This is a genomic window from Pseudomonas sp. TH49 (assembly GCF_016650625.1).
Classification (GTDB): Bacteria; Pseudomonadota; Gammaproteobacteria; order Pseudomonadales; family Pseudomonadaceae; genus Aquipseudomonas; species Aquipseudomonas fluorescens_H.
The window spans coordinates 2,629,846-2,655,091 of the sequence record NZ_JAEKFL010000002.1 but is presented as its reverse complement, the minus strand read 5'-3'; the positions used below and the strand labels follow the sequence as shown (position 1 = coordinate 2,655,091).

25 protein-coding genes are annotated in these 25,246 nt (G+C 60.6%); all 25 read left to right on the top strand.

Going from position 1 to position 25,246, the window contains the following annotated elements; translation table 11 throughout:
- Nucleotides 1-23 precede the first annotated feature (23 nt).
- The 25 genes from JFU48_RS29035 (at nt 24) to JFU48_RS28915 (ending at nt 25,033) form a co-directional block, all read left to right on the top strand.
- Nucleotides 24-644 carry a pseudaminic acid biosynthesis-associated methylase gene (locus JFU48_RS29035; RefSeq protein ID WP_201138402.1) on the top strand — a complete coding sequence of 207 codons (621 nt, stop codon included), beginning with the start codon at nt 24-26 and terminating at the stop codon, nt 642-644.
- Nucleotides 641-1,336, top strand: coding sequence for a pseudaminic acid cytidylyltransferase (gene pseF, locus JFU48_RS29030; RefSeq protein ID WP_201138401.1), 696 nt, complete (start codon nt 641-643; stop codon nt 1,334-1,336). The genes JFU48_RS29035 and pseF overlap by 4 nt, the downstream gene beginning before the upstream one ends.
- On the top strand, nt 1,333-2,838 hold the full coding sequence (gene pseG, locus JFU48_RS29025) for a UDP-2,4-diacetamido-2,4,6-trideoxy-beta-L-altropyranose hydrolase (protein ID WP_201138400.1): 1,506 nt from the start codon (nt 1,333-1,335) through the stop codon (nt 2,836-2,838). Before pseF ends, pseG begins: the two co-directional genes overlap by 4 nt.
- Complete coding sequence (pseI, locus tag JFU48_RS29020) at nt 2,831-3,883, top strand: pseudaminic acid synthase (protein WP_201138399.1); 1,053 nt, start codon at nt 2,831-2,833, stop codon at nt 3,881-3,883. The genes pseG and pseI overlap by 8 nt, the downstream gene beginning before the upstream one ends.
- Nucleotides 3,884-4,109: 226 nt before the next feature.
- Nucleotides 4,110-5,036 (top strand): ketoacyl-ACP synthase III, encoded by a 927-nt coding sequence (locus tag JFU48_RS29015; protein ID WP_103521344.1) that lies wholly within the window; start codon nt 4,110-4,112, stop codon nt 5,034-5,036.
- Between the two features lie 86 nt (nt 5,037-5,122).
- On the top strand, nt 5,123-6,412 hold the full coding sequence (locus JFU48_RS29010; RefSeq protein WP_201138398.1) for a motility associated factor glycosyltransferase family protein: 1,290 nt from the start codon (nt 5,123-5,125) through the stop codon (nt 6,410-6,412).
- A complete protein-coding gene (locus JFU48_RS29005; protein ID WP_103483918.1) occupies nt 6,409-6,681 on the top strand; it encodes a hypothetical protein in 273 nt (90 codons plus the stop codon). Before JFU48_RS29010 ends, JFU48_RS29005 begins: the two co-directional genes overlap by 4 nt.
- A gap of 237 nt (nt 6,682-6,918) precedes the next feature.
- The gene (locus tag JFU48_RS29000) at nt 6,919-7,779 is read left to right on the top strand and encodes a flagellin domain-containing protein (protein ID WP_103483919.1); all 861 of its coding nucleotides are present in this window, start codon (nt 6,919-6,921) and stop codon (nt 7,777-7,779) included.
- 73 nt (nt 7,780-7,852) lie between these two features.
- Nucleotides 7,853-8,212 (top strand): flagellar protein FlaG, encoded by a 360-nt coding sequence (locus tag JFU48_RS28995; RefSeq protein WP_103483932.1) that lies wholly within the window; start codon nt 7,853-7,855, stop codon nt 8,210-8,212.
- Between the two features lie 82 nt (nt 8,213-8,294).
- Complete coding sequence (fliD, locus tag JFU48_RS28990; RefSeq protein ID WP_201138397.1) at nt 8,295-9,746, top strand: flagellar filament capping protein FliD; 1,452 nt, start codon at nt 8,295-8,297, stop codon at nt 9,744-9,746.
- 129 nt (nt 9,747-9,875) lie between these two features.
- Complete coding sequence (fliS, locus tag JFU48_RS28985) at nt 9,876-10,271, top strand: flagellar export chaperone FliS (RefSeq protein ID WP_103483921.1); 396 nt, start codon at nt 9,876-9,878, stop codon at nt 10,269-10,271.
- Between the two features lie 10 nt (nt 10,272-10,281).
- Nucleotides 10,282-10,578, top strand: a complete 297-nt coding sequence (fliT, locus tag JFU48_RS28980; RefSeq protein WP_007966233.1) for a flagellar protein FliT — start codon at nt 10,282-10,284, stop codon at nt 10,576-10,578.
- 172 nt (nt 10,579-10,750) lie between these two features.
- A complete protein-coding gene (locus JFU48_RS28975) occupies nt 10,751-12,226 on the top strand; it encodes a sigma-54 dependent transcriptional regulator (RefSeq protein ID WP_003222863.1) in 1,476 nt (491 codons plus the stop codon).
- A 125-nt stretch (nt 12,227-12,351) separates the two neighbouring features.
- Entirely contained in the window at nt 12,352-13,545 is a 1,194-nt protein-coding gene (locus tag JFU48_RS28970; protein WP_201138552.1) for a sensor histidine kinase, read from the top strand.
- Between the two features lie 5 nt (nt 13,546-13,550).
- Nucleotides 13,551-14,942, top strand: a complete 1,392-nt coding sequence (locus tag JFU48_RS28965) for a sigma-54-dependent transcriptional regulator (protein ID WP_201138396.1) — start codon at nt 13,551-13,553, stop codon at nt 14,940-14,942.
- 251 nt (nt 14,943-15,193) lie between these two features.
- Nucleotides 15,194-15,523: a flagellar hook-basal body complex protein FliE gene (gene fliE, locus JFU48_RS28960; protein WP_003222869.1), complete on the top strand. Its 330-nt coding sequence runs from the start codon at nt 15,194-15,196 to the stop codon at nt 15,521-15,523.
- 15 nt (nt 15,524-15,538) lie between these two features.
- Nucleotides 15,539-17,326, top strand: a complete 1,788-nt coding sequence (gene fliF, locus JFU48_RS28955; protein WP_201138395.1) for a flagellar basal-body MS-ring/collar protein FliF — start codon at nt 15,539-15,541, stop codon at nt 17,324-17,326.
- Entirely contained in the window at nt 17,319-18,338 is a 1,020-nt protein-coding gene (gene fliG / locus JFU48_RS28950; RefSeq protein ID WP_003222873.1) for a flagellar motor switch protein FliG, read from the top strand. Before fliF ends, fliG begins: the two co-directional genes overlap by 8 nt.
- 4 nt (nt 18,339-18,342) lie before the next feature.
- A complete protein-coding gene (gene fliH / locus JFU48_RS28945; RefSeq protein ID WP_201138394.1) occupies nt 18,343-19,146 on the top strand; it encodes a flagellar assembly protein FliH in 804 nt (267 codons plus the stop codon).
- Nucleotides 19,136-20,494, top strand: a complete 1,359-nt coding sequence (gene fliI, locus JFU48_RS28940) for a flagellar protein export ATPase FliI (protein ID WP_003222877.1) — start codon at nt 19,136-19,138, stop codon at nt 20,492-20,494. The genes fliH and fliI overlap by 11 nt, the downstream gene beginning before the upstream one ends.
- Nucleotides 20,495-20,500: 6 nt before the next feature.
- Complete coding sequence (fliJ, locus tag JFU48_RS28935; protein WP_003222878.1) at nt 20,501-20,950, top strand: flagellar export protein FliJ; 450 nt, start codon at nt 20,501-20,503, stop codon at nt 20,948-20,950.
- 189 nt (nt 20,951-21,139) lie between these two features.
- Nucleotides 21,140-21,445, top strand: coding sequence for an STAS domain-containing protein (locus tag JFU48_RS28930; RefSeq protein ID WP_003222880.1), 306 nt, complete (start codon nt 21,140-21,142; stop codon nt 21,443-21,445).
- A 5-nt stretch (nt 21,446-21,450) separates the two neighbouring features.
- Nucleotides 21,451-23,154, top strand: a complete 1,704-nt coding sequence (locus JFU48_RS28925; protein WP_201138393.1) for an ATP-binding SpoIIE family protein phosphatase — start codon at nt 21,451-21,453, stop codon at nt 23,152-23,154.
- Nucleotides 23,155-23,184: 30 nt separating this feature from the next.
- Nucleotides 23,185-23,532: an Hpt domain-containing protein gene (locus tag JFU48_RS28920; protein WP_003222884.1), complete on the top strand. Its 348-nt coding sequence runs from the start codon at nt 23,185-23,187 to the stop codon at nt 23,530-23,532.
- A gap of 106 nt (nt 23,533-23,638) precedes the next feature.
- Entirely contained in the window at nt 23,639-25,033 is a 1,395-nt protein-coding gene (locus JFU48_RS28915) for a flagellar hook-length control protein FliK (protein ID WP_201138392.1), read from the top strand.
- Nucleotides 25,034-25,246: the final 213 nt, after the last annotated feature.

The window sequence follows — 25,246 nt, the reverse complement described above, 5'->3', positions numbered from 1 at the left end:
GCGGCGGTGAATGAGACTGTGCGATGCGTGATCTGAGTGAGCAGGAAAAATTCTGGCAGGGCGACTTTGGCAACCAGTATGTCGATCGCAACGTCGGACAACCGCTGGTGGCGGCCAATCTGGCGCTGTTCGCCAAGGCCCTGAGCCGCGCCGGGCGCATCGACAGTGTGGTTGAGCTGGGCACCAATGCCGGCAACAACCTGCAGGCGTTGCATCAACTGCTGCCGCAAAGTGAGTTGTTCGGCGTCGAGATCAATGAAAGCGCCTGTGCTCAGGCGCAGGCACTGGGCATCGCGCAGATCTGGCACGGCTCGCTGTTCGACTTTCCCCGCGAGCGCCGTTACGACCTGACCCTGAGCAAAGGCGTGCTGATCCATCTGGCGCCGGAACTGCTGCCGACTGCCTATGCGCAGCTGTATGAGCTGAGCCAGCGCTACATCCTGATCGCCGAGTACTACAACCCGGCGCCGGTGGAGGTGTCCTATCGCGGCAACAGCGGCAAGCTGTTCAAGCGCGATTTCGCTGGGGAAATGCTTGATCGTTATGCCGATCTGCACTTGCTCGATTACGGCTTTGGTTATCACCGTGACCCACAATTCCCGGTGGATGACATCACCTGGTTTCTGCTGGAAAAACGTCCTTGAACAGCGTCGCAATCATCCCGGCCCGTGGCGGCAGCAAGCGCATCCCGCGCAAGAATCTGTTGCCGTTCGATGGCGTGCCGATGATTGTCCGCTCGATCCGTACGGCGCTCGACAGTGGCCTGTTCGAACAGGTCGTGGTCAGCACCGATGACGCCGACATTGCCGAGCTGGCGCTGGCCCATGGTGCGCAAGTGCCGTTCCTGCGCCCGGCTGAACTGGCGGATGATTTCATCGGCACTGCTGCGGTGATCGTGCATGCCTTGCAGCAGCTGCCTGCGTTCGATTATGCCTGCTGCGTGTACGCCACGGCGCCGTTGTTGCAGGCGTGCTTTCTGCGTCAGGGGTTGGAGTTGCTGCAGCAGCATCCGCAGAAGTCGTTTGCGTTCTCCGTGTGCAGCTTTGGTTTCCCCGTGCAGCGGGCGCTGACGCTGGACGGGCAGGGCGCGTTGACTGCGTTGTACCCGGAATTTCGCAATACCCGCTCGCAGGATCTGCCTGAAGCTTTTCAGGACGCCGGCCAGTTTTACTGGGGGCGTAGCGAAGCGTGGTTGCGCGGCGAGGTGCTGTATTCAAGCGCCAGCCTGCCGGTGATTCTGCCGCGGCATCTGGTGCAGGACATCGACACGCTGGAAGACTGGAAGCGCGCCGAATACCTCTACGCCGCGCTCAAGGCCGGCGGAGAACTGCAATGAGAGTGCTGATCCGCGCTGACGCTTCGCCGACCATCGGCAGTGGCCACATTGCCCGCTGCCTGACCCTCGCCAGGGTGTTGCGCGGGCAGGGCAGTCATGTCGCGTTTGCCTGTCGGCAATTGCCGGGCCATCGACTGGATGCACTGCAGGCCGAGGGGTTCGAGACGTTCGCGCTGCCCGACAGCTATCCTGGTGAAGATCCGCAGCAGGCCATCGAGTCGATGCTGCCGTGGCAGGCTGATATCGATGCTCTGGACGCCTTGCTGGCAGGTCACGCCGCATTCGACTGGATCATCGCCGACCACTACGGCCTCGATCATCAGTGGCAAACCGCGGCCCGTCAGTGGTCGCCACGAATTGCTGCAGTGGATGACCTCGCCACGCGGCATTACAGCGTTGATCTGTTGCTCAATCAAAACCTGTCCGGCCTGAGCGCCGACTACGCGCCACTGCTGCCCGAAGGCTGCCGCACCTTGCTCGGCCCGCGCTACGCCATGCTGCGCGAAGAGTTCGTCTGCCCGGCCATCGAGATCAAACCCAAGGCCCGCCGTGTGCTGGTGAATTTCGGTGGTTTCGACGCGGCGATGCAGACCCATCACGCGATGTTGGCCCTGAAGGATTTCACCGAACTGGAAGTGGATTTCGTCGCCGGTGCAGACAATCCGGCATGGACACAAATGCAGGCACTGGCCGCAACACGGCCGCATTGGCGCCTGCACAGTTTCGTCAGCGATTTCCAACAACGCATGACCGAAGCAGATCTGTTTATCGGCGCCGGCGGCGGCACCAGTTGGGAACGCGCGGCGCTGGGTCTGCCGACGATCTGCATCGCGGTATCGAATAATCAGCAGGCCAACGGCGAAGTCATGGCGGCGGCGGGCGCGCATGTGTTCATGGGCGCCCGCGAGCAGGTGAGTGTCGAGCAGTTGCGCGACGCCATCGGTTTTGTCGTCGACAATGTCTATCTGCGCCAGAGCCTGGCCGAGCGTTCGCGGCAACTGGTCGATGGGCGCGGTGCTTTGCGTGTGGCGGCGGCGCTGGCCGGTGCAGTGCTCACGCTGCGCCCGGCGACCCTCGATGATGCGCAACTACTGTTCGACGGGCGCAATGCCGAGGCTGTGCGGCGCTGGTCACTGGACACGGCTGCAATCGAATGGCCGCAGCACCTGAACTGGCTCAATGCGAGTCTGCGCAACCCTCAACGCCTGCTGTTGATTGCCGAGGCCGATGACGGGCCGGTTGGCGTCTTGCGCTATGACCTGCGCGGCTTCGAAACTGAGGTGTCGCTGTATCTGCTGGACGGGCGTTTCGGTCTCGGCTGGGGCAGGGCGCTGCTGGCGCGAGGTGAGGCGTTCGTCCGCGCGCACTGGCCGCAGATGACCGCCATTACCGCGCAGGTCTTGCCGGGCAATCGCCCCTCTTTGAATGTATTTCGTGACGCCGGATTCACCCAGAGTGCCTGCGCGTTCACCCAGGTTTTGAAGGATCACCGCGATGAGTAGTTTCAAGATTGGCGAGCGTCTGATCGGCGCCGATGCGCCGCCGTTCATCATTGCCGAGATGAGCGGCAACCATAACCAGTCGCTGGAGGTGGCTCTGCAGATTGTCGAGGCCGCCGCCAAGGCTGGCGCGAATGCCTTGAAGTTGCAGACGTACACCGCGCAGACCATGACTCTGGATCTGACCGAGGGCGAGTTTTTCATCAAGGATCCGAACAGCCTGTGGGCCGGTACTTCGCTGTACGACCTGTATGAGAAAGCCCATACCCCGTGGGAGTGGCACGCACCGATTTTCGCCCGGGCCAAAGAGATGGGGATGCTCGCGTTCTCGACGCCGTTCGATGACACGGCGGTGGACTTTCTCGAAAGCCTCGACGTGCCGGCGTACAAGATCGCCAGTTTCGAAAACACCGATCTGCCGTTGATTCGTCGCGTGGCGGCGACCGGCAAACCGCTGATCATCTCCACCGGCATGGCCAGCATCGCCGAACTCGACGAAACCGTGCGTGCTGCCCGCGAGGCCGGGTGCAAGGATCTGGTGCTGCTCAAATGCACCAGCACTTACCCGGCAACGCCGCTCAACAGCAATCTGCGCACGATCCCGCACCTGCGTGAGCTGTTCGGTTGCGAGGTGGGTCTTTCCGATCACTCCATGGGCGTTGGCGTGTCCGTGGCCGCTGTGGCGCTCGGGGCGACCGTGGTAGAAAAGCACTTTACCCTCGACCGTTCGGCGGGTGGGGTGGACGCGAGTTTCTCGCTGGAACCCGCCGAACTGGCCAGTCTGGTGGTCGAAACCGAACGCGCCTGGCAGGCCATGGGCCAGGTGCATTACGGCGTCACCGAGGCCGAGCGCAAGTCGCTGGTTTATCGCCGTTCGCTGTACGTCACCGCCGACATGGCCGCCGGTGAGCCCTTCACCGCAGCCAATCTGCGCGCCATTCGCCCCGGTCTCGGTCTGCCGCCCAAGCACACCGAAGCCGTCCTCGGTCGCTGCGCTCGTCTGGCGATCAAACGCGGCACGCCGCTGGACTGGTCGTTGGTCGAATAACCCGATCTGCAACCGATTCGGCAAAATAGCGTGACCTGCGAGTCATAACGCGCATCTTCACTGTATTGTATTGACCGGGGAGATGGCGCCTGGCCGTGTATCGGTTCCAGTGATAGCCCTTTGCGCTCCCCGTGGCTGCCCTTTGTGGCGGCCGTTTTCTGTTTGTCGGCGCCCCTCGAATCCTTGCGAGCGGTGGTTTTGGGCTGTTTTTTATTGGGAAGCCGTAATGATTGGCATAAAAAGCATTGCGAGCTACGTTCCTGTAGCCGGCGTGGACAATTACGCACAAGGTGCAAAATTCGAGAAGGATGAAGAATTCATCCTCGGCAAAATCGGTTCGGCCTTCCTGCCGCGCAAAGACGCTGAACAGGAAACCTCCGATCTGTGCGTGGAAGCGGCCAATGCGCTGTTTGCCAGCAACCCTGAACTGAAACGTGAATCGATCGACGCACTGATCGTCGTCACTCAGAACGGTGATGAAGAAGGCCTGCCGCACACTGCTGCAATCGTCCAGGACAAACTCGGTCTGCCGACCAATGTTGCGGCGTTCGATATTTCCCTGGGCTGCTCCGGTTACGTCTACGGGATCTACGCGATCAAGGGCTTCATGGAAGCCGCCGGCCTGAAGAACGGCCTGCTGATCACCGCTGACCCGTACTCGAAAATCGTCGACCCGGAAGACCGCAACACCACCATGCTGTTCGGCGATGCCGCCACTGCGACCTGGATGGGCGAAGATCCTTCCTGGGCGCTGGGCAAGGCCAAGTTCGGCACCGACGGTTCCGGCGCACCGCACCTGAAAGTCACCGATGGCGTGTTCTTCATGAACGGGCGTCAGGTGTTCAACTTCGCGCTGCTCAAAGTCCCGGCGCACTTGCACGAATTGCTCGACGACTCCGGCCTCAAGGCTGATGACATCGACGCCTTCTGCATTCACCAGGGCAGTGCGGCGATTGTCGATGCGGTGGCCCGCCGTTTCGAAGGTGAGCCGGAGAAGTTCATCAAGGACATGGTCGAGACCGGCAACACCGTGTCGTCGAGCGTGCCGCTGCTGCTGGAAAAACACGTGCTCGATTCCGACTGGAAGCGCATTGCGATCAGTGGTTTCGGTGTGGGTCTGTCGTGGGGCTCGGCGATCATCTACCGTCCTTGAGTCCGGTCAAAAACGGCGGATACAAAAATAGCGTTCAGGGTTACCCTTGAACGCTATTTTTTTGCCTGAAGGGAGCGCGAGCCGGCATGAGCGAGTTTTTCCAAGCCAACGCCGAGGTTATTCAGCAGCGCTGGCCGGCGTTGTTCGAGCGGATGATGGCTGAAGACAGTTCAGCCGTTCAAGCCGAGCTGGTGCAGGGGCTGGGTTCAACGCTGAGCGTAAATGGCATTCAACTGACCAGTCGCCACGACCGCGTCCACGAAGCCCGCATCCAGGCTGCCAGCCTGGCGGAAAAACCGCAGTTGCATGTCTACGGCACTGGCCTCGGTGATCTGCCAACGGTGCTTCTGGAGCGCGCTGGCCTTGAGCAGTTGTACGTGCATATCCTCAATGGCGCGTTGTTCGCGCTGGTGCTGCAACTGCTCGATCAGCGCCAATGGCTGGAAGACCCGCGCGTGCAGCTGTTCTATGCCGGTGATCTGTCAGACATCTGCACACCGTTTTTCGCCCTGCCGGCGGAGATGCTGCTGTCCGATGACTTCAACGCGAAGATCCGCGATCGGCTGGTCAGCGAAGTGCACCTGAGCTTCAACAATCGCGAGTTCGATCCAAACTTGCCGTTCATTCAACAGCGTTTGCAGGACTGCCTGCCGGTGTTGCTGGGCGATGACGATGTGGCGCAATTGTTCGGCAGCGCCAATGGCCGGGAGATCTATGTGATCGGTACCGGGCCGACCCTGGAGGGGCATTTCCAGCGTCTGGCGGCGGTGCACGCGCAGGCTGAACGTCCATTGTTGATGTGCGTCGATACCGCTTACCGGCCACTGCGCGAGCACGGCATCGTCCCGGATCTGGTGGTCACCATCGATCAGCGCATCAGCTTTCGGCATTTGCCGTTCGAGGACTCCGCTGGCATCCCGCTGGTGTATCTGCCCATGAGTGATCCTGCGGTGCTGACCGCCTGGAAGGGCAAGCGTTACGGCGGTTACTCAGCCAGCCCGGTGTACGCCGCGTTGCGCGAGCAATATCCGCGCGGGCAACTGCATGTGGGTGGCAGCGTGATTCATCCGGCGGTGGACCTGGCGGTGAAGATGGGTGCATCGCGCATTACCCTGTTCGGCGCCGACTTTGCGTTCCCGATGAACAAGACCCATGCCGGTTGGAATGACGGTGATCTGGGCCCCGGTGTTGATCAGGCGCGGCACTGGGTGCAGGACGGCCATGGCCGGCGGGTCAGCACCCAGCTGAACTTTCGCGGCTATCTGTGCGTACTGGAGCGTTATATCGCCGCACATCCGCAGGTACAGTTTTTCAACAGCAGTCGGGCGGGCGCATTGATCGCCGGGACGCAGTTCAATCAGGAGTTTGTGCAATGACGACGATTGAGCAGTGCGTTGGCGAATGCCGTCAGTGCGCCGGGTTGTTTCGCCTGGGACGTGATGTCGAGGCGGCGCTGGATATGGTCGATGTATTCGAGGGCGCGCAGCAGTTGCTGATAGCCAAACCTGCGCCGATTCAACAGGACTGGGCCTTTGTACTCACGCACATGCTCGCTTGTCAGGAACGTCAGGACTGGTTGGGGCTGGCGGACTGGATGGAGTATGAGTTGATCGAACTGTTGCAAAAAGCACGATCGGCACACTGACCGAGCGCACTGGCCCGCGGCTTTACGCGCGGGTCGGTTTTATGGCGTCATTTTTTCGCAGGTGGGAGGGCGCTAAGCCCTTGTTTTCTCGGGGGTGGCAGGGTGATGGCAAATTTTTTTCAAAAAGCCCTCAAGCAACCTGCCAACCCGACGATAACTATTACGAAGGTTCTCTAGGCCACACCAGGCGGTTGCCAGGGCCGGAAGCCGCAGTACCCAACCAACGAGGAATTCGTCATGGCTTTAACAGTAAACACCAACACCACGTCGCTGAACGTTCAGAAAAACCTGAACAACGCTTCCAACGCCCTGTCGACTTCGATGCAGCGCCTGTCTTCCGGCCTGAAAATCAACAGCGCTAAAGACGACGCCGCTGGCCTGCAGATCTCCAACCGTATGGCTTCGCAAATCCGTGGTGGCAACCAGGCTATCCAGAACGCCAACGACGGTATCTCCGTTGCTCAGGCAGCTGAAGGCGGCCTGCAAGCGACCACCGACATCCTGCAACGTATGCGTGAACTGGCTGTTAAAGCACGTAACGGCACCAACGGCACTGCTGACCAGACCGCAACCAACGCTGAATTCGCTCAGATGTCCGACGAGATCACCCGTATCTCGGCTTCGACCAACCTGAACGGCAAAAACCTGCTGGACGGTTCGGCTGGTACTGTAACCCTGCAAGTTGGCGCAAACACTGGTTCGGCTAACCACATCGACCTGGTACTGAGCTCCAAGTTCGACGCCGTCAGCCTGTCCGTAGGTAGCGGTACTGTAGTTCTGACCGGTGCTACCGGTACTGGTGCTGGTTCTGCTTCGCAGAACATCGACAACGCGATCACTGCAATCGACGCCGCTATCGCTGCCATCGGTGCACAGCGCGCCAGCCTGGGTGCTTCGCAAAACCGTCTGACCAGCACCATCTCCAACCTGCAGAACATCGTGGAAAACACCACTGCTGCACAGGGTCGAGTACAAGATACCGACTTCGCCGCAGAAACTGCTAACCTGACCAAGCAGCAAACTCTGCAGCAGGCTTCGACCTCTGTTCTGGCTCAAGCCAACCAACTGCCATCCGCTGTACTGAAGCTGCTTCAGTAATTTCGGATTGAGTTCGGGCGGGGGAGTGCGCTGGTCGCGCTCTCTCGCCTTTTTACGTTAGAGGGTGATGAGCATGGACATGAGCGTAAAGCTTAACGTGTCTTATCCGGCTCCCAAGCCAGCAGCACCGGTTGCTGACAAACCGTCAGAGGCGCCAGTCGTTGCCAAGGTGGATGCTCCGGTCGCTGATAAAAAGAGTCAGGATTCGGATGATGCCAAGTTGAAACTGGCGGTGCAGGAGATCGAAAAGTTTGTACAGTCGATCAAGCGCAATCTGGAGTTCTCTATCGACGAACACTCCGGAAAGGTCATCGTCAAGGTGATCGCAAGCGAGACGGGTGAAGTCGTTCGACAGATTCCCTCCGCAGAAGCCCTGAAGCTGGCAGACAGCCTCGCCAACGCGAGTCACGTGTTGTTCGACGCCAAAGTCTGATAGCTGGCATGAATAATGTTTGTACGTTCTCAGGACGCTGTTAACGGTCAAAAGAATGGCAACAATCTGAAGGGAGATGCACATGGCAAGTCCAATTCTACCGGGTTCCGGACTGGGTTCCGGCCTGGACATCGGCGCGATCGTGACCGCGCTGGTCAACGCCGACAAGTCTGCCAAGCAGACGCAGATCGATACTCAGACAAAAACCAACTCGCTGAAGATTTCCGGTGTCGGCTCGCTGAAAAGTGCGCTGGCGGCATTCCAGAAATCGATGACTGATCTGGGCAAGGCGACCAGTCCTGCGTTTGCCGGTTATACCGCGACTTCGGATACGCCGACGGTACTCGGTGCAACGTCCGACAGTACTGCAGTACCTGGCAGCTATAGCGTTATCGTGAACAAACTGGCAACCGGCTCGAAAGTAGCCAGTGCTGCTTTTGCTGGCGGCGCCACCAGTGCCATTCCGAGTGGTACTCTGAAAATCAGTCAGAATGGCATTGATTACAATGTTGCGATTCCGGCCAATGCCACCTTGCAGAGCACTCGGGATGCGATCAACACCGCGCAGGCGAGCAATGGTATCTCCGCCAACATCGTGACCGACGCCAGCGGCGCTTCGCGTTTGGTGATCAACTCGAGCAAGACCGGCGCAGGCATGGACTTGCAGGTGAGTGGCATCGCTGGTCTCGAGATCGACGGTACTCAGCAAATGGGGACCAGTCCTGCGGCAGGTGCCTCGGGCGCCGTTGGCGCCTTGGCTCAGGACGCATCGCTCACCATCGACGGTCTGACCGTTACCAGCAAGAGCAACACGGTAACAGGTGCAATCAGCGGAATGACGTTGAGCCTCGCTGCCGTAAGCCCTAAAGACGCCAGTGGGACTCCGACGCCCGCAACCGTGACCGTCGCAACCAACACCGCAGGCATCCAGACGTCGCTGCAGACGTTCATGGATTCCTACAACACGCTCAAGCGAACCATCGATACCCTGTCCAATGCGACCGCGGACGCTGATGGCAACCTGACTGTTTCTGCTGCGTTTACCGGTGACTCGCTGCCGCGTTCGCTGATGGCGGATATCCGTTCGCAGCTGACCCAGAGCTCGGCAGGTACCGGACAGTTGGCCGTCCTGGCGCAGATGGGTGTGCTGACCGACAAGGAAACCGGTGAGTTGACCCTCGATACCAAGGTGTTCAACGATCGTATGAGTATTCCGGGCATGTCTGGTCAGGTTCAGCAGATGTTCTCCGGCACCAATGCCACCAATGGTCTGTTGGCGCGCATGAGCAGTGCGGTTGATCCGTACATCAAGTCGGGTACCGGGCTGCTCGATCAGCGCAGCACCAGTTTGACCAACGCTGCGGCGAATCTGAAAAAGCAGCAGACAGCGTTGGACTTGCACGTGACGAGCCTGACGGCGACGCTGACCGCCAAATACAACGCCATGGACCTGTTGGTCGGGCAAATGAAGGCGACGGCAAGTAACATCACGTCGTTCTTCAGCTCGCTGAACGCTCAGCAATCCGCGAAGTAACCCGTAAGAACGACAAAAACCCGGCTACGCTTCATCGGCGTGCGCCGGGTTTTTGTCTTTTGATCTAAAGTTCTGTGATTCGTTGGCGATACACTGGTTATACGAGTCATTGTGGCAATGAGGTAGAACATGAACCCAATGTTAGCCCTTCGGCAATATCAAAAAGTCGGTGCACACGCCCAGACATCCGAAGCGAGCCCGCACCGCTTGGTGCAAATGTTGATGGAAGGTGGTCTGGAGCGCATTGCTCAGGCCAAGGGTGCCATCGAGCGCAAAGACATCCCTGCCAAGGGTACGGCTATCAGCAAGGCCATCGGTATCATTGGCGGTTTGTGCGAGGGTCTGGATCTGGAAAACAGCGCCGATTCGGTCGCTGATCTCAATCAGCTCTACATCTACATGATGAAGCGGCTGGCGCAGGCCAATATTGACAGCGACCCGCGAATTCTTGATGAGGTCGCGGGCCTGCTGCGCACCGTAAAGGAAGGCTGGGACGGCATCGCTCCGCCAGGCCCCCAGTTTTAAGGAGAGCACCATGAGTCTTGTATTGCAGCGAATTGCCGATACCCGTGAAGCGTTGGTCAGCGCGTTGGCCGAACGCAACTGGGAAGCCATTGGCGAGCTGGATCTGGCTTGCCGTTCCTGCATGGAAGACGTCATGGCCGAGGCTTCGCTGGATGAGGAGGCCTTGCGCAGTAACCTTGAGGAATTGCTCCATGTCTACAAGGAGCTTCTGGAGGCGGCGATGGGTGAGCGGCAGGCGATAGCCAACGAGATGTCGCAGATCACCCAAGCGCAGAAGGCGGCAAAGGTTTACCATCTGTTTGGTTAATTAACCTCCAGTTAATCCAGACATGTGCGCCATAAATTTGACTGTGCACGGTTTTTTGACTTAACTAGTGGCTGTTTTCAGATTTCAGGCGTCTACAGGCACAAGGTGTCCTGCAAGCGTCTCGCTTGCCCCATTTTTCGGGCATTGAGTTGACTAGGGAAGTTGCTATTGCATGTGGCGTGAAACTAAAATTCTGCTGATCGATGACGATAGCGTCCGCCGCCGCGACCTGGCGGTGATTTTAAATTTTCTCGGCGAAGAAAATTTACCCTGCGGCAGCCATGACTGGCAGCAGGCCGTCGGCTCTTTGTCATCAAGTCGTGAAGTCATCTGTGTATTGATCGGGACGGTCAATGCTCCGGGTGCACTTTTGGGCTTGTTAAAGACACTCTCGACATGGGATGAGTTCCTTCCGGTTTTGCTGATGGGCGATAATTCTTCCGTCGACCTGCCGGAAGACCAGCGCCGCCGGGTGCTTTCGACCCTGGAAATGCCGCCCAGCTACAGCAAATTGCTCGACTCCCTGCACCGTGCCCAGGTCTATCGCGAGATGTACGACCAGGCCCGCGAGCGCGGCCGTCATCGCGAACCCAATCTGTTTCGCAGCCTCGTCGGCACCAGCCGGGCGATCCAACACGTCCGGCAGATGATGCAGCAAGTGGCCGATACCGATGCCAGCGTGCTGATCCTCGGCGAGTCCGGCACCGGCAAGGAAGTGGTTGCGCGCAATCTGCATTACCACTCCAAGCGTCGCGACGCGCCATTCGTGCCAGTCAACTGCGGGGCGATCCCGGCAGAGCTGCTGGAAAGCGAACTGTTCGGCCACGAGAAGGGCGCCTTCACCGGTGCGATCACCAGCCGTGCCGGGCGTTTCGAACTGGCCAATGGCGGTACGCTGTTCCTCGACGAAATCGGCGACATGCCGCTGCCGATGCAGGTCAAGCTGCTGCGCGTCCTGCAGGAGCGCACCTTCGAGCGCGTGGGCAGCAACAAGACCCAGAGTGTCGACGTGCGCATCATTGCCGCGACCCACAAGAATCTCGAAAGCATGATCGAGATCGGCACCTTCCGCGAAGACCTCTACTATCGCCTGAACGTGTTCCCGATCGAGATGGCGCCCCTGCGTGAGCGCGTCGAAGACATTCCGCTGCTGATGAATGAACTGATCTCGCGCATGGAACACGAAAAGCGCGGCTCGATCCGTTTCAACTCGGCAGCGATCATGTCGCTGTGCCGTCACGGCTGGCCGGGCAACGTCCGTGAGCTGGCGAACCTGGTCGAGCGCATGGCGATCATGCATCCGTACGGGGTGATCGGCGTGGTCGAGTTGCCGAAGAAATTCCGCTACGTCGACGACGAAGACGAGCAGATGGTCGACAGCCTGCGCAGCGATCTCGAAGAGCGCGTGGCCATCAACGGTCACACCCCGGACTTCACCGCTAACGCGATGCTGCCGCCGGAAGGTCTGGACCTCAAGGACTACCTCGGTGGTCTGGAGCAGGGCCTGATCCAGCAGGCGCTGGACGACGCCAATGGCATCGTGGCGCGCGCTGCCGAACGCCTGCGCATTCGTCGTACCACGCTGGTGGAGAAGATGCGCAAGTACGGCATGAGCCGGCGCGAAGGTGACGAACAGGCGGATGATTGACGCCTGTTTTTCAATGCCTTCATTTATAAGCAGTTTTTTTTAGGCACGGGTATTGCTACATCCCTCGCAACGTTCCGTTTAACTGACGGTCAGCCAAGCGAGAGAACACAATGCCCCACGCCCAGATGTCTTCTGCCTCCAATGCCGAGGGGCAACCGTCGTCCTTAGAGCAGACGAGCCGCCTGGGTCTTGAGCAGGCGTTCGCGCTGTTCAATCAGATGTCCAGTCAACTGACCGACTCCTACAGCATGCTTGAAGCCCGGGTCACCGAGCTCAAGGGCGAACTGGCCGTGGTCAGCGCCCAGCGCATGCAGGAGCTGGCAGAAAAAGAACGCCTGGCCAACCGTCTGCAAAACCTCCTCGATCTGTTGCCTGGTGGCGTCATCGTGATTGACGGCCACGGTATGGTTCGCGAAGCCAATCCGGCGGCGATCGACTTGCTCGGGCTACCACTGGAAGGCGAATTGTGGCGTCACGTCATCGCCCGTTGCTTTGCCCCGCGTGAAGACGACGGTCATGAAATCTCTCTGAAAAACGGTCGACGCCTGTCGATTGCCACGCGCTCGCTGGATGCCGAGCCGGGGCAGTTGGTGTTGCTCAACGACCTGACAGAAACCCGTCATCTGCAGGATCAACTGGCGCGCCACGAGCGCCTGTCGTCGCTGGGGCGGATGGTCGCCTCGCTGGCTCATCAGATCCGCACGCCGCTGTCCGCCGCTTTGCTCTATGCCAGTCATTTGACTGAGCAGGAGCTTCCGGTCGCCACTCAACAGCGCTTTGCCGGCCGCCTCAAAGAGCGCCTGCATGAGCTGGAACATCAGGTGCGCGACATGCTGGTGTTCGCCCGTGGCGAGCTGCCGCTGACCGACCGGATCGCCCCGAATGCCTTGATGCAGTCGCTGCAAGCGGCGGCGCTGACCCATGTGCAGGATTTGCCGATTCGTTGGCAGTGCGACAGCCATGCTGGCGAATTGCTATGCAACCGCGACACGCTGGTCGGGGCGATTCTCAATCTGATCGAAAACGCGATTCAGGCCAGCGATGGCAACGTGCGCCTGAAAGTGCACTGCTACAGCCGCGACAACAGCCTGCGCCTGTGTGTCAGCGACAGCGGCAGCGGCATTGATCCGGCGGTGCTGGAGCGTCTCGGTGAGCCATTTTTCACCACCAAAGTGACCGGTACCGGGCTTGGCCTGACCGTGGTCAAGGCTGTGGCGCGGGCACATCAGGGAGAATTGCAGCTGCGCTCGCGAGTAGGGCGCGGCACGTGCGCGCAGGTGATCCTGCCGCTGTTTTCCGCTGTACACGGAGCTGAGTAAACGTCATGGGCATCAAGGTTTTGCTGGTCGAGGATGACCGCTCGTTGCGCGAAGCGCTGGCCGATACGCTGTTGCTGGCGGGCCACGACTACCAGGCGGTCGGCAGTGCCGAAGAGGCGTTGCAGGCGGTCGAGCGCGAGGCGTTCAGTCTGGTGGTCAGCGACGTCAACATGCCTGGCATGGACGGCCATCAACTACTTGCACTGTTGCGTGCCCGGCAGCCGCAATTGCCGGTGCTGCTGATGACTGCGCATGGCGCGGTCGAGCGTGCGGTCGATGCGATGCGTCAGGGCGCGGCGGATTATCTGGTCAAGCCATTTGAACCCAAGGCCCTGCTGGACCTGGTGTCGCGGCATGCCCTGGGTAGCGTCAGCGTTGCTGACGGTGAAGGTCCGGTGGCAGTCGAGCCGGCCAGTGCGCAGTTGCTCGAACTGGCCGCGCGGGTGGCGCGCAGTGATTCCACGGTGCTGATCTCCGGCGAATCCGGTACCGGCAAGGAAGTGCTGGCGCGCTACATCCACCAGCAATCCCATCGCGCCAGCCAACCGTTCATCGCGATCAACTGCGCAGCGATTCCCGACAACATGCTCGAGGCCACACTGTTCGGTCACGAGAAGGGCTCGTTCACTGGCGCCATCGCGGCGCAGGCCGGCAAGTTCGAGCAGGCCGATGGCGGCACCATTCTGCTCGACGAGATTTCCGAAATGCCCTTGGGCCTGCAAGCCAAGTTGCTGCGGGTGTTGCAGGAGCGCGAAGTCGAGCGCGTCGGTGCGCGCAAACCGATCACCCTGGATATTCGCGTGGTCGCCACCACCAACCGTGATCTGGCCGGCGAAGTGGCGGCGGGGCGTTTCCGTGAAGACCTTTTTTACCGTCTGTCGGTTTTTCCCCTGGCGTGGCGTCCACTTCGCGAGCGCACTGCCGATATCTTGCCGCTGGCGGAGCGGTTGCTGAACAAACACGTCAATAAAATGAAGCATGCGGCGGCGAAACTTTCGCCAGAGGCCCAGGCTTGCCTGACCCACTACCCGTGGCCGGGCAACGTGCGTGAGCTGGATAACGCGATTCAACGGGCGCTGATTCTGCAGCAGGGCGGTTTGATCCAGCCGCAGGATTTCTGCCTGACCGGCGCGGTGACGTTTAGCGCAGCGCCGGCCGTAGTGCCGGTGCAACCGTTGGTGCGCGAGATCGAAGTCGAGGCCGAATCCGCCGGTGCGCTGGGCGATGACCTGCGTCGCCGGGAGTTCCAGATGATCATCGACACCCTGCGCACCGAGCGTGGCCGGCGCAAGGAAGCCGCGGAAAAGCTCGGTATCAGCCCGCGTACCCTGCGCTACAAACTGGCGCAGATGCGGGATGCCGGGATGGACGTCGAAGGCTATCTGTTCGCCACCTGAAAATTGTCGCAGGTCAATTGTGGGAGCGGGCTTGCTCGCGAAAGCGCAGGGTCAGTTGCGAAAATATCGACTGACTCTCCCTCTTCGCGAGCAAGCCCGCTCCCACAGTGGTTTCGCGGTGCCTGGACCTGACGCGGTGCCTTGATGGGCTTTTATAGAGTAAGTCCGCCGAGCTGGCACCCTTGTTGCTAATACCTGTGTACCCGCCGAGTGAGTGTCAAAAAATTGCGGGCCGCCCAAGAGAGTAGACCATGAGCCAAGGTATTGAATTTAATCGGTTGATGATGGACATGAAGGCCATGAAAATGGACGCCATGGCCACGCCGAAATCGACTGCCGCCGTCCCTGAACTGGCAGGCAGCAGCTTTTCCGACATGCTCGGTCAGGCCATCAACAAAGTCAGCGATACCCAGCAGGCGTCGACTCAGTTGGCCAACGCATTTGAAATCGGCAAGAGCGGCGTCGATCTGACGGACGTGATGATCGCCTCGCAGAAAGCCAGCGTGTCGTTCCAGGCTCTGACCCAGGTGCGCAACAAGCTGGTTCAGGCTTATCAAGACATCATGCAGATGCCGGTTTAAGGACGAGATTGAGTCATGGCAGAAGCAGTCGCCGATAACGTTCCGGCCAAGGCCACCCCGATAGACGGCAAACCGCCGCTGTTCGGCCTGTCCTTCCTGGAAAACCTCTCCGAGATGACCATGCTGCGTCAGGTGGGCCTGTTGGTCGGCCTGGCTGCGAGCGTGGCGATTGGCTTTGCCGTGGTGCTGTGGTCGCAGCAGCCGGATTACCGTCCGTTGTACGGCAGCCTTGCCGGCATGGACGCCAAGCAGGTCATGGACACCCTGGCCTCCGCCGACATTCCCTACACCGTCGAGCCGAACTCCGGCGCCTTGCTGGTCAAGGCCGACGACCTGTCCCGTGCGCGGATGAAACTCGCGGCCGCTGGTGTCACTCCCAGCGACGGCAACATCGGTTTCGAAATCCTCGACAAGGAACAGGGTCTGGGCACCAGCCAGTTCATGGAAGCGACCCGTTACCGTCGCGGCCTCGAAGGCGAACTGGCACGCACCATTTCCAGCCTGAACAACGTCAAGGGCGCCCGTGTGCACCTGGCGATTCCGAAGAGTTCGGTGTTCGTGCGTGATGAGCGCAAGCCAAGCGCTTCGGTTCTGGTCGAGCTGTACTCCGGGCGTTCGCTGGAGCCGGGTCAGGTGGTGGCGATCATCAACCTGGTGGCGACCTCCGTGCCTGAACTGAGCAAATCGCAGATTACCGTCGTCGATCAGAAGGGCAACCTGCTCTCCGATCAGGCGGAAAACTCCGAAATGACCATGGCCGGCAAGCAGTTCGATTACAGCCGCCGCATGGAAAGCATGCTCACCCAGCGCGTGCACAACATTCTGCAACCGGTACTGGGTAACGATCGCTACAAGGCTGAAGTCTCGGCCGACATCGATTTCAGTGCCGTCGAATCCACCGCCGAGCAGTTCAACCCGGATCAGCCGGCGTTGCGCAGCGAGCAGTCGGTCAACGAACAACGCACCGCCAGCAATGGCCCGCAAGGTGTACCGGGTGCCCTGAGCAACCAGCCGCCAGCGCCGGCCTCGGCACCGCAGACCACCGGTGGCGCGCAAGCCTCTACCGGCATGATTCAACCCGGTCAGCCACTGGTTGATGCCAACGGTCAGCAGATCATGGACCCGGCCACCGGCCAGCCAATGCTCGCGCCGTACCCGGCGGACAAGCGTCAACAATCCACCAAGAACTTCGAACTCGACCGTTCCATCAGCCACACCAAACAGCAGCAGGGTCGCCTGAATCGTCTGTCGGTGTCGGTGGTGGTCGACGATCAGGTCAAGATCAACCCGGCCAACGGGGAAACCACCCGCGCGCCGTGGAGCGCCGATGAACTGGCGCGTTTCACCCGTCTTGTGCAGGACGCGGTCGGCTTCGATGCCAGCCGTGGCGACAGCGTCAGCGTGATCAACATGCCGTTCTCCGCCGAACGCGGCGAAGTGGTTGCCGATATTCCGTTCTACTCCCAGCCATGGTTCTGGGACATCGTCAAACAAGTGCTGGGTGTGTTGTTCATCCTGGTGCTGGTGTTTGGTGTGCTGCGTCCGGTGTTGAACAACATCACCGGTGGCGGCAAAGGCAAGGAGCTGGCCGGTCTGGGCAGCGACGTGGAACTCGGTGGCATGGGCGGCCTGGACGGCGACCTGGCCAACGACCGCGTGAGCCTCGGTGGTCCGCAGAGCATTCTGTTGCCTAGCCCGAGCGAGGGTTACGACGCACAACTGAATGCAATCAAGAGCTTGGTGGCCGAGGATCCGGGTCGCGTGGCTCAGGTCGTGAAAGAGTGGATTAACGCAGATGAGTGATAACCGAGCCGCAACCGCCAAACTGAACAAGGTCGACAAAGCCGCGATTCTGCTGCTGTCCCTGGGTTCAACCGATGCCGCGCAAGTGCTGCGCCACATGGGCCCCAAAGAGGTTCAGCGTGTCGGTGTGGCCATGGCGCAGATGGGCAACGTCCATCGCGAGCAGGTCGAGCAGGTCATGAGCGAGTTCGTCGACATCGTCGGCGACCAGACCAGCCTCGGCGTCGGCTCCGACGACTACGTGCGCAAAATGCTTACCCAGGCGTTGGGCGAAGACAAGGCCAATGGCCTGATCGACCGCATCCTGCTCGGTGGCAACACCAGCGGCCTCGACAGCCTGAAATGGATGGAGCCGCGCGCCGTTGCCGACGTGATCCGTTACGAACACCCGCAGATCCAGGCCATCGTCGTCGCGTACCTCGACCCGGATCAGGCCGGTGAAGTACTGGGCAACTTCGACCACAAGGTGCGTCTGGACATCATCCTGCGCGTCTCGTCGTTGAACACCGTGCAACCGGCTGCGTTGAAAGAGCTGAACCAGATTCTCGAGAAGCAGTTCTCCGGCAACTCGAACGCCTCGCGCACCACCCTGGGTGGCATCAAGCGTGCGGCAGACATCATGAACTTCCTCGACAGCTCGATCGAAGGCCAGCTCATGGACTCGATCCGCGAAGTCGACGAAGACCTGTCCGGTCAGATCGAAGACCTCATGTTCGTGTTCAACAACCTGGCCGACGTCGACGACCGCGGCATTCAGGCGCTGTTGCGCGAAGTCTCTTCCGACGTGCTGGTACTGGCCCTCAAGGGTTCGGACGAAGGCGTCAAAGAGAAGATCTTCAAGAACATGTCCAAGCGTGCGGCCGAGCTGTTGCGCGACGACCTCGAAGCCAAAGGCCCGGTGCGCGTCAGCGACGTGGAAACCGCGCAGAAAGAAATCCTCACCATTGCCCGTCGTATGGCCGAAGCCGGCGAGATTGTGCTCGGTGGCAAGGGCGGCGAGGAAATGATCTAAGCCCATGGACAAGCATGACGATGTGACGGATCTGATCCGTGCCCGGGATGTCCGTGGTTTCGAATCCTGGGCGCTGCCCAGCTTCGATCCGCCGAAACCGGAACCCGAGCCGGAACCGGAGCCCGAACCGCCGGAAATGGAAGAGGTGCCGCTGGAAGAAGTCCAGCCACTGACTCTGGAAGAACTCGAAAGCATCCGTCAGGAGGCTTACAACGAGGGCTTTGGCATCGGCGAGAAGGAAGGTTTTCACAGCGCTACGCTGAAGGTGCGTCAGGAGGCCGAAGTGGCGCTGGCGGCGAAACTGGCCAGCCTCGAGCAACTGATGACCCACCTGTTCGAGCCGATTGCCGAGCAGGACACGCAGATCGAAAAGTCGCTGGTCGACCTTGTGCAACACATCACCAAACAAGTGATCAAGCGCGAGCTGGCCATCGATTCCAGCCAGATCGAACAGGTCATGCGCGATGCGCTCAAGCTGTTGCCGTTGGGCGTGGAAAACGTGCGTCTTTACGTCAATCCGCAAGACTTCGAGCAGGCCAAGGCCTTGCGCGAACGTCATGAGGAATCCTGGCGTATCGTCGAAGACGACTCGTTGCTGCCCGGCGGTTGTCGGGTTGAAACCGAGCACAGCCGTATCGACGCCAGTATCGAGACCCGCGTGACCCAGGTCATGGCCAAACTGTTCGACCAGTTACACGAACAGGCCCTGCACCCGGCTGCGCCGGATCTGAGTCTGGACATTCCTGAAGAAAACCAACCGGCGGCTGCGCCTGAAGAGCCGCTCGCGGACACCCCCGATGCGCCTTGAACGCACCAGTTTCGCCAAGCGCCTCAGCACTTATGCCGAAGCCACTGAGATCGCCGGCGCGCCGATTCTCGAAGGCCGCCTGCTGCGGATGGTCGGCCTCACCCTCGAAGCCGAAGGCCTGCGCGCTGCCATGGGCACGCGCTGCCTGGTGATCAATGACGACAGCTATCACCCGTCCCAGGTGGAAGCGGAGGTCATGGGGTTTTCCGGCAACAAAGTCTTTCTGATGCCGGTCGGCAGTGTCGCCGGCATTGCCCCCGGCGCCCGTGTGGTGCCGCTGGCGGAAACCGGCCGCCTGCCAATGGGCATGAGCATGCTCGGTCGCGTACTCGACGGCGCCGGACGCGCGCTGGACGGCAAGGGCGGGATGAAGGCTGAAGACTGGGTGCCGATGGACGGCCCGACCATCAACCCGCTCAACCGCGATCCGATCCACGTCCCGCTCGATGTCGGCATCCGTTGCATCAACGGTTTGCTGACGGTCGGGCGTGGTCAGCGTCTGGGGCTGTTCGCCGGTACCGGTGTCGGTAAATCGGTGCTGCTGGGCATGATGACCCGCTTCACCGAGGCCGACATTATCGTCGTCGGTCTGATCGGTGAGCGGGGTCGAGAAGTTAAAGAGTTCATCGAGCACATCCTCGGTGAAGAAGGCCTCAAGCGTTCGGTGGTGGTCGCCTCGCCGGCGGACGATGCGCCGCTGATGCGTCTGCGCGCGGCGATGTATTGCACGCGAATCGCCGAGTATTTCCGCGACAAGGGCAAGAACGTCCTGTTGCTGATGGATTCGTTAACCCGTTTCGCCCAGGCCCAGCGGGAAATCGCTTTGGCCATTGGCGAGCCGCCAGCGACCAAGGGTTATCCGCCCTCGGTGTTCGCCAAACTGCCGAAACTGGTGGAGCGCGCCGGTAATGCGGAGAAGGGCGGTGGTTCGATCACCGCGTTCTACACCGTGTTGTCCGAAGGCGATGACCAGCAGGACCCGATTGCCGACTCGGCGCGGGGCGTGCTCGACGGCCACATCGTGTTGTCCCGGCGTCTTGCCGAGGAAGGGCACTATCCGGCCATCGACATCGAAGCCTCGATCAGCCGGGTGATGCCGGCCGTGGTTTCGGCGGAGCACATGCAGCGCGCGCAGTACTTCAAGCAATTGTGGTCGCGCTATCAGCAGAGCCGCGACCTGATCAGCGTCGGCGCGTACGTCGCCGGTGGCGACCGCGAGACCGATCTGGCGATCAATCTGCAGCCGCAACTGACCCGCTACCAGCGGCAGGGCCTCAACGACAAGATCAACATGGGCGAGAGCCAGGCTTACCTCGAAACCCTGTTCGCGCCTGCGGCGGGTGGGTAACCGGCCATGGCCGTGAGCCGAGCTGCGCGTCTGGCACCCGTGGTGGAGATGGCCGAACAGGCCGAGAAAACCGCCGTGCAGCGCCTGGGTTACTTTCAGGGCCAGGTCAAAGTGGCCGAAAGCAAACTCGCCGACCTCGACGCCTTTCGTCTGGATTATCAGGAGCAGTGGATCGTGCGCGGCAGCGACGGGGTTTCCGGACAATGGCTGCTGGGTTATCACGGCTTCCTCGCGCAACTGGACACCGCCATCGACCAGCAGCGCCAGAGCCTGGTCTGGCACCAGAACAACCTGATCAAGGCGCGCGATGCCTGGCAGCAGGCGTTTGCCAAGGTCGAAGGCCTGCGCAAACTGGTGCAGCGCTACCGCGAAGAGGCGCAACGCCTCGAAGACAAGCGTGAGCAGAAGCTGCTGGACGAGTTGTCGCAGCGTTTGCCGCGCCAGAACCCTTTTTAAGTTGTTCCAAACTCCCTGTGGGAGCGGGCTTGCTCGCGAAGGCGTCGTGTCAGTCACCACCTCGGTCAACTGACCGATTGCATTCGCGAGCAAGCCCGCTCCCACATTTGGTTCTACGTTGCACCTTGCCCCTGGGTCTACCAGATGCTAAACCTTGTACACGTTCGTCAATGACAAGGAAGCCAGTCAATGTCAGTCGTTACAGAAGTCTCTCCGGATGGTCAAAAACTGACGATTTCGGTCAAGGGGCGGTTCGATTTTGGGCGCCATCAGGAGTTTCGCGAGTCCTATGAGCGGCTTAACCAAAAACCCGACTCCATCGTGGTTGATCTGAAAGAAGCCACCTACCTCGACAGCTCCGCGCTGGGCATGCTGCTCTTGCTGCGCGATCATGCCGGCGGCGACGACTCGGATGTGCGCGTGATCAACAGCAACTCCGACGTGCGCAAGATCCTCGCCATCTCCAATTTCGACAAACTCTTCGACATCAGTTGACGGCCATGCAGGCGCAAGAGCCGCTGACGATCCTGATCGCCGAAGACAGCGCCGCTGACCGGTTACTGTTGTCGACCATCGTCCGGCGTCAGGGGCATGAAGTGCTGACGGCGGCCAATGGCGCTGAAGCGGTTGAGGTCTTTCGCCGGCAACAACCGCATCTGGTGCTGATGGACGCGATGATGCCGGTGATGGACGGCTTCGAAGCGGCGCGGCAGATCAAGGCGCTGGCGGGGGAAACCCTGGTGCCGATCATCTTCCTGACCTCGCTGACCGAAAGTGAAGCCTTGGCCCGGTGTCTGGAGGCTGGGGGCGACGACTTTCTGGCGAAGCCCTACAACCAGGTGATCCTCGCCGCCAAAATCAAGGCGATGGATCGCTTGCGCCGCTTGCAGGCCACCGTGCTGCAGCAGCGCGATCTGATCGCCAAACATCACGATTACCTGCTCAACGAACAGCGTGTGGCCAAAGCGGTGTTCGACAAGGTGGCCCACTCGGGCTGCCTGAGTGCGCCGAATATCCGCTATCTGCAATCACCTTACGCGTTGTTCAACGGCGACCTGCTGCTGGCGGCGTACACCCCGGCCGGCGATATGCATGTGCTGCTCGGTGATTTCACCGGTCACGGTCTGCCGGCGGCGGTGGGGGCGATGCCGCTGGCAGAAGTGTTCTATGGCATGACCGCCAAGGGCTACGGCCTGGCTGAAACCCTGCGCGAGATGAACGCCAAGCTCAAGCGCATCCTGCCGGTGGACATGTTTTGCTGCGCGACGATGCTCTGCCTGAGTTTTCAGCGGCGCACGGTGGAGGTGTGGAACGGCGGTATGCCCGACGGTTATCTGCACCGGATTGCCAGCGGCGAGCGGGTGCCGCTGTCGGCGCGGCACTTGCCGCTGGGCGTGCTCAGCCCGCAAGCGTTTGACGATCGGACAGAAGTGCAAACCATGGCGGTGGGGGATCGGGTGTTCCTGCTGTCGGACGGTGTGATCGACACCACTGACGGCGATGACCGGTTGTTCGGTGTCGAGCGTTTGCAGCAGCTGTTTGCTGTCAACCGAGAGCCGGACAACCTGTTTGCCGAAATTGAACAGGCCTTGCTCGAGTTTCGCGGCGAGCCCCGTGACGACGTGAGCATGGTCGAGATCAGTCTGCTTGACGCGGCGCGGGTCATGCCGCCGGCGCCGGTGTATTCCGACAGCGGCCAGTCGTGTCCGCTGGACTGGTCGGTGAGCTTCGAGTTTCGCGGCGCTACACTCAAGCGCTTCAATCCTTTGCCGTATCTGCTGCAGTTGTTGCTGGAAGTACACGGGTTGCGCACCCAGAGCGGGGCGATCTACAGCGTGCTCGCCGAGTTGTACTCCAATGCGCTGGAGCACGGCGTGCTGGGTCTGGATTCCAGCCTCAAGCGCGATGCCGCAGGATTCGCCCGCTACTATGAGCAGCGCAATGCGCGACTCGAAGCCTTGCAGGACGGTTACGTGCGCGTGCATCTGCAGGTCCGGCCGCAAGGTGCCGGTGGCTGTCTGGTCATTCGCGTCGAGGACAGCGGCAAGGGTTTTGACGTGGCGCGGGTGATGGAGCGGCCGGTGGACGGTGTCCGTCTGTCGGGGCGCGGGGTCAGTTTGATCCGGCATTTGGGGCATAACGCCAGATGGTCGGACGAAGGTCGCAGTGCTTGCGTAGAGTTTTTCTGGGAGGTTAGGGCATAATTCGCCGATTCTTGATCAAGGAGTGAACAAGTGACTGACCAACATGTGGATCGCGAAGTACTCGATGCGTTGCGCGAAGTGATGGAAGACAGCTATCCGGATTTGCTGGATACCTTCCTGACCGATTCTGAAAGTCGCTTGCATCAACTGCAGAAGACCGCCGATGCCAGGGTGTTGGCTGAGGTTGCCCATAGTTTCAAGGGTAGCGCCAGCAACATGGGCGCCGTTCGGCTGGCGCAGCTCTGTCAGGAGCTGGAGGCGGACGCCAAGGGCAAAAGCCCTGCGGAAATCGTCAAACTGGTGGCCGACATCCGTTGCGAATTCGCCGATGTGCGACCTGTCTACGAAGACGAACGCCAGCACGCCCTGACCCATTGAATCCCGCCGTCCGGCGCTTTTCGCAAGTGCCGGACAAAACTGGCCCGACACTTGCAATAATCCCCGTCAACTGTACCTACGATCCCAGTGCAGCGGAGACCGTGTCATGCCTGCGACCCCCAATGTTCTTCTTCAATCTGCCGCTCAGGCCAAGGCGCAAGCCGCCTCCGCGAAAACGCCGGTAATGGCTGCAGACACCGGGGACAAGGCCTCAAGCTTCGCTCAGGTGTTCGCCGATCAAGGCCCGAAAAAGACTCTTCCGAGCTCTGACAGTTCGTTGAAACCGGCGCGCGACAAGGTTGCCGACAACAGCGACAGGAAAGATCTCGGCAAGGATAAGTCTGCCGCCACGCAACAGACCGTTGCCGATAGCGGCAACGCCTTGCCTGCCGACAAGTCTGCACCGACGACATCCGATGATCAGGCCGCCGCTGACAAGGCCGCTGCCGATGCTGCCGCAGACGACGCGCAGACTCCGGTGGCTGACACCACGCCGGTTGACCCGGCGCTGGATCCGGCGCTGGCGCAAACCGTGCAGCCGCTGGTCGCAGCGCCTGTGGTGCCAGCCCCGGTGGCTGTAACACCGGAGCCGGTCAAGGCCGAAACACCGGTCGTGGCCGCAACCGTCGCGCCGGCAGTGGTCAAAGACCCTGCTGTGTCGACCGACAGCGCTTTCGACCCGGCTGCCGATCCGCTCGACTCGTTGCCGGCGGTGCGCATGGCGATGGAGCAGGGCGGGCACATTTCCGCATCCAGCCAGACACAGCCCAAAGCTACGCCGGCCCAGACTCAGGCCGACGGTGAATTGACTTCGGCGCAGAACTTCGCCGCCGGCATGGCCAGCATGCTCGACGTGCAGGCCGACAAGGACAGCACCAGTCAGAATGGTGAAAAAACCTTCAGTGGCCTGATCGACGATGGCCTGAAAGATCTGAAAAGCGCCACCAGTGATACCCGTGTCGATGATTTCGCCAACCGTCTGGCGGCGCTGACTCAGGCAGCCACACCGAAAACCGCGAACGCCGTACCGGTGAATCAGTCGATCGCCATGCACCAGAGCGGCTGGACCGAAGAAATCGTCAACCGCGTCATGTACCTGTCGAGCGCCAATCTGAAGGCGGCGGATATTCAATTGCAGCCGGCGGAACTGGGGCGTCTGGATATCCGGGTGAACATGGTTCCCGATCAGCAGACTCAGGTGACGTTCATGAGCGCGCATCCAAGCGTGCGTGAAGCGCTGGACGGGCAGATGCATCGTCTGCGTGACATGTTCACCCAGCAGGGCATGGGCCAGGTCGACGTCAATGTCTCCGACCAGAGCCGCGGCTGGCAGGGTCAGCAGGGCCAGGAGCAGGCGCAGCAGGGCCAGAGTGGCCGCACCAGCGCCGCTGGCGGACGTCTGGATTCGGCGGAAGAAGAGCTGACGCCGGCGGCAGTGGCGGAAGCCGCTGCGCAAACCACCAGCGTGATCGGCAGCAGCGCCGTCGACTATTACGCCTGAGCAAAATCAAGAGCCCCTCACCCTAGCCCTCTCCCACAGGGAGAGGGGACCGATTGGGGGATGCTCGCGAAGTACGCCGACCGGATACTTTCGCTGTGAATCCATAATCGACTCGGTCTTTCAGGTCGATGTTTGATGCCTGACACCTCGGTCAGCCCCCTCTCCCTCCGGGAGAGGGCTGGGGTGAGGGTGGCTTTTGACTTTAGCGTTACC

What these genes read in the sequence shown, in the direction of transcription:
- JFU48_RS29035 (WP_201138402.1), top strand. Translation starts at nt 24, where the DNA reads ATGCGTGATCTGAGTGAGCAGGAAAAATTCTGGCAGGGCGACTTTGGC.
- pseG (WP_201138400.1), top strand. Translation starts at nt 1,333, where the DNA reads ATGAGAGTGCTGATCCGCGCTGACGCTTCGCCGACCATCGGCAGTGGC.
- pseI (WP_201138399.1), top strand. Translation starts at nt 2,831, where the DNA reads ATGAGTAGTTTCAAGATTGGCGAGCGTCTGATCGGCGCCGATGCGCCG.
- JFU48_RS29015 (WP_103521344.1), top strand. Translation starts at nt 4,110, where the DNA reads ATGATTGGCATAAAAAGCATTGCGAGCTACGTTCCTGTAGCCGGCGTG.
- JFU48_RS29010 (WP_201138398.1), top strand. Translation starts at nt 5,123, where the DNA reads ATGAGCGAGTTTTTCCAAGCCAACGCCGAGGTTATTCAGCAGCGCTGG.
- JFU48_RS29005 (WP_103483918.1), top strand. Translation starts at nt 6,409, where the DNA reads ATGACGACGATTGAGCAGTGCGTTGGCGAATGCCGTCAGTGCGCCGGG.
- JFU48_RS29000 (WP_103483919.1), top strand. Translation starts at nt 6,919, where the DNA reads ATGGCTTTAACAGTAAACACCAACACCACGTCGCTGAACGTTCAGAAA.
- JFU48_RS28995 (WP_103483932.1), top strand. Translation starts at nt 7,853, where the DNA reads ATGGACATGAGCGTAAAGCTTAACGTGTCTTATCCGGCTCCCAAGCCA.
- fliD (WP_201138397.1), top strand. Translation starts at nt 8,295, where the DNA reads ATGGCAAGTCCAATTCTACCGGGTTCCGGACTGGGTTCCGGCCTGGAC.
- fliS (WP_103483921.1), top strand. Translation starts at nt 9,876, where the DNA reads ATGAACCCAATGTTAGCCCTTCGGCAATATCAAAAAGTCGGTGCACAC.
- fliT (WP_007966233.1), top strand. Translation starts at nt 10,282, where the DNA reads ATGAGTCTTGTATTGCAGCGAATTGCCGATACCCGTGAAGCGTTGGTC.
- JFU48_RS28975 (WP_003222863.1), top strand. Translation starts at nt 10,751, where the DNA reads ATGTGGCGTGAAACTAAAATTCTGCTGATCGATGACGATAGCGTCCGC.
- JFU48_RS28970 (WP_201138552.1), top strand. Translation starts at nt 12,352, where the DNA reads ATGTCTTCTGCCTCCAATGCCGAGGGGCAACCGTCGTCCTTAGAGCAG.
- JFU48_RS28965 (WP_201138396.1), top strand. Translation starts at nt 13,551, where the DNA reads ATGGGCATCAAGGTTTTGCTGGTCGAGGATGACCGCTCGTTGCGCGAA.
- fliE (WP_003222869.1), top strand. Translation starts at nt 15,194, where the DNA reads ATGAGCCAAGGTATTGAATTTAATCGGTTGATGATGGACATGAAGGCC.
- fliF (WP_201138395.1), top strand. Translation starts at nt 15,539, where the DNA reads ATGGCAGAAGCAGTCGCCGATAACGTTCCGGCCAAGGCCACCCCGATA.
- fliG (WP_003222873.1), top strand. Translation starts at nt 17,319, where the DNA reads ATGAGTGATAACCGAGCCGCAACCGCCAAACTGAACAAGGTCGACAAA.
- fliH (WP_201138394.1), top strand. Translation starts at nt 18,343, where the DNA reads ATGGACAAGCATGACGATGTGACGGATCTGATCCGTGCCCGGGATGTC.
- fliI (WP_003222877.1), top strand. Translation starts at nt 19,136, where the DNA reads ATGCGCCTTGAACGCACCAGTTTCGCCAAGCGCCTCAGCACTTATGCC.
- fliJ (WP_003222878.1), top strand. Translation starts at nt 20,501, where the DNA reads ATGGCCGTGAGCCGAGCTGCGCGTCTGGCACCCGTGGTGGAGATGGCC.
- JFU48_RS28930 (WP_003222880.1), top strand. Translation starts at nt 21,140, where the DNA reads ATGTCAGTCGTTACAGAAGTCTCTCCGGATGGTCAAAAACTGACGATT.
- JFU48_RS28925 (WP_201138393.1), top strand. Translation starts at nt 21,451, where the DNA reads ATGCAGGCGCAAGAGCCGCTGACGATCCTGATCGCCGAAGACAGCGCC.
- JFU48_RS28915 (WP_201138392.1), top strand. Translation starts at nt 23,639, where the DNA reads ATGCCTGCGACCCCCAATGTTCTTCTTCAATCTGCCGCTCAGGCCAAG.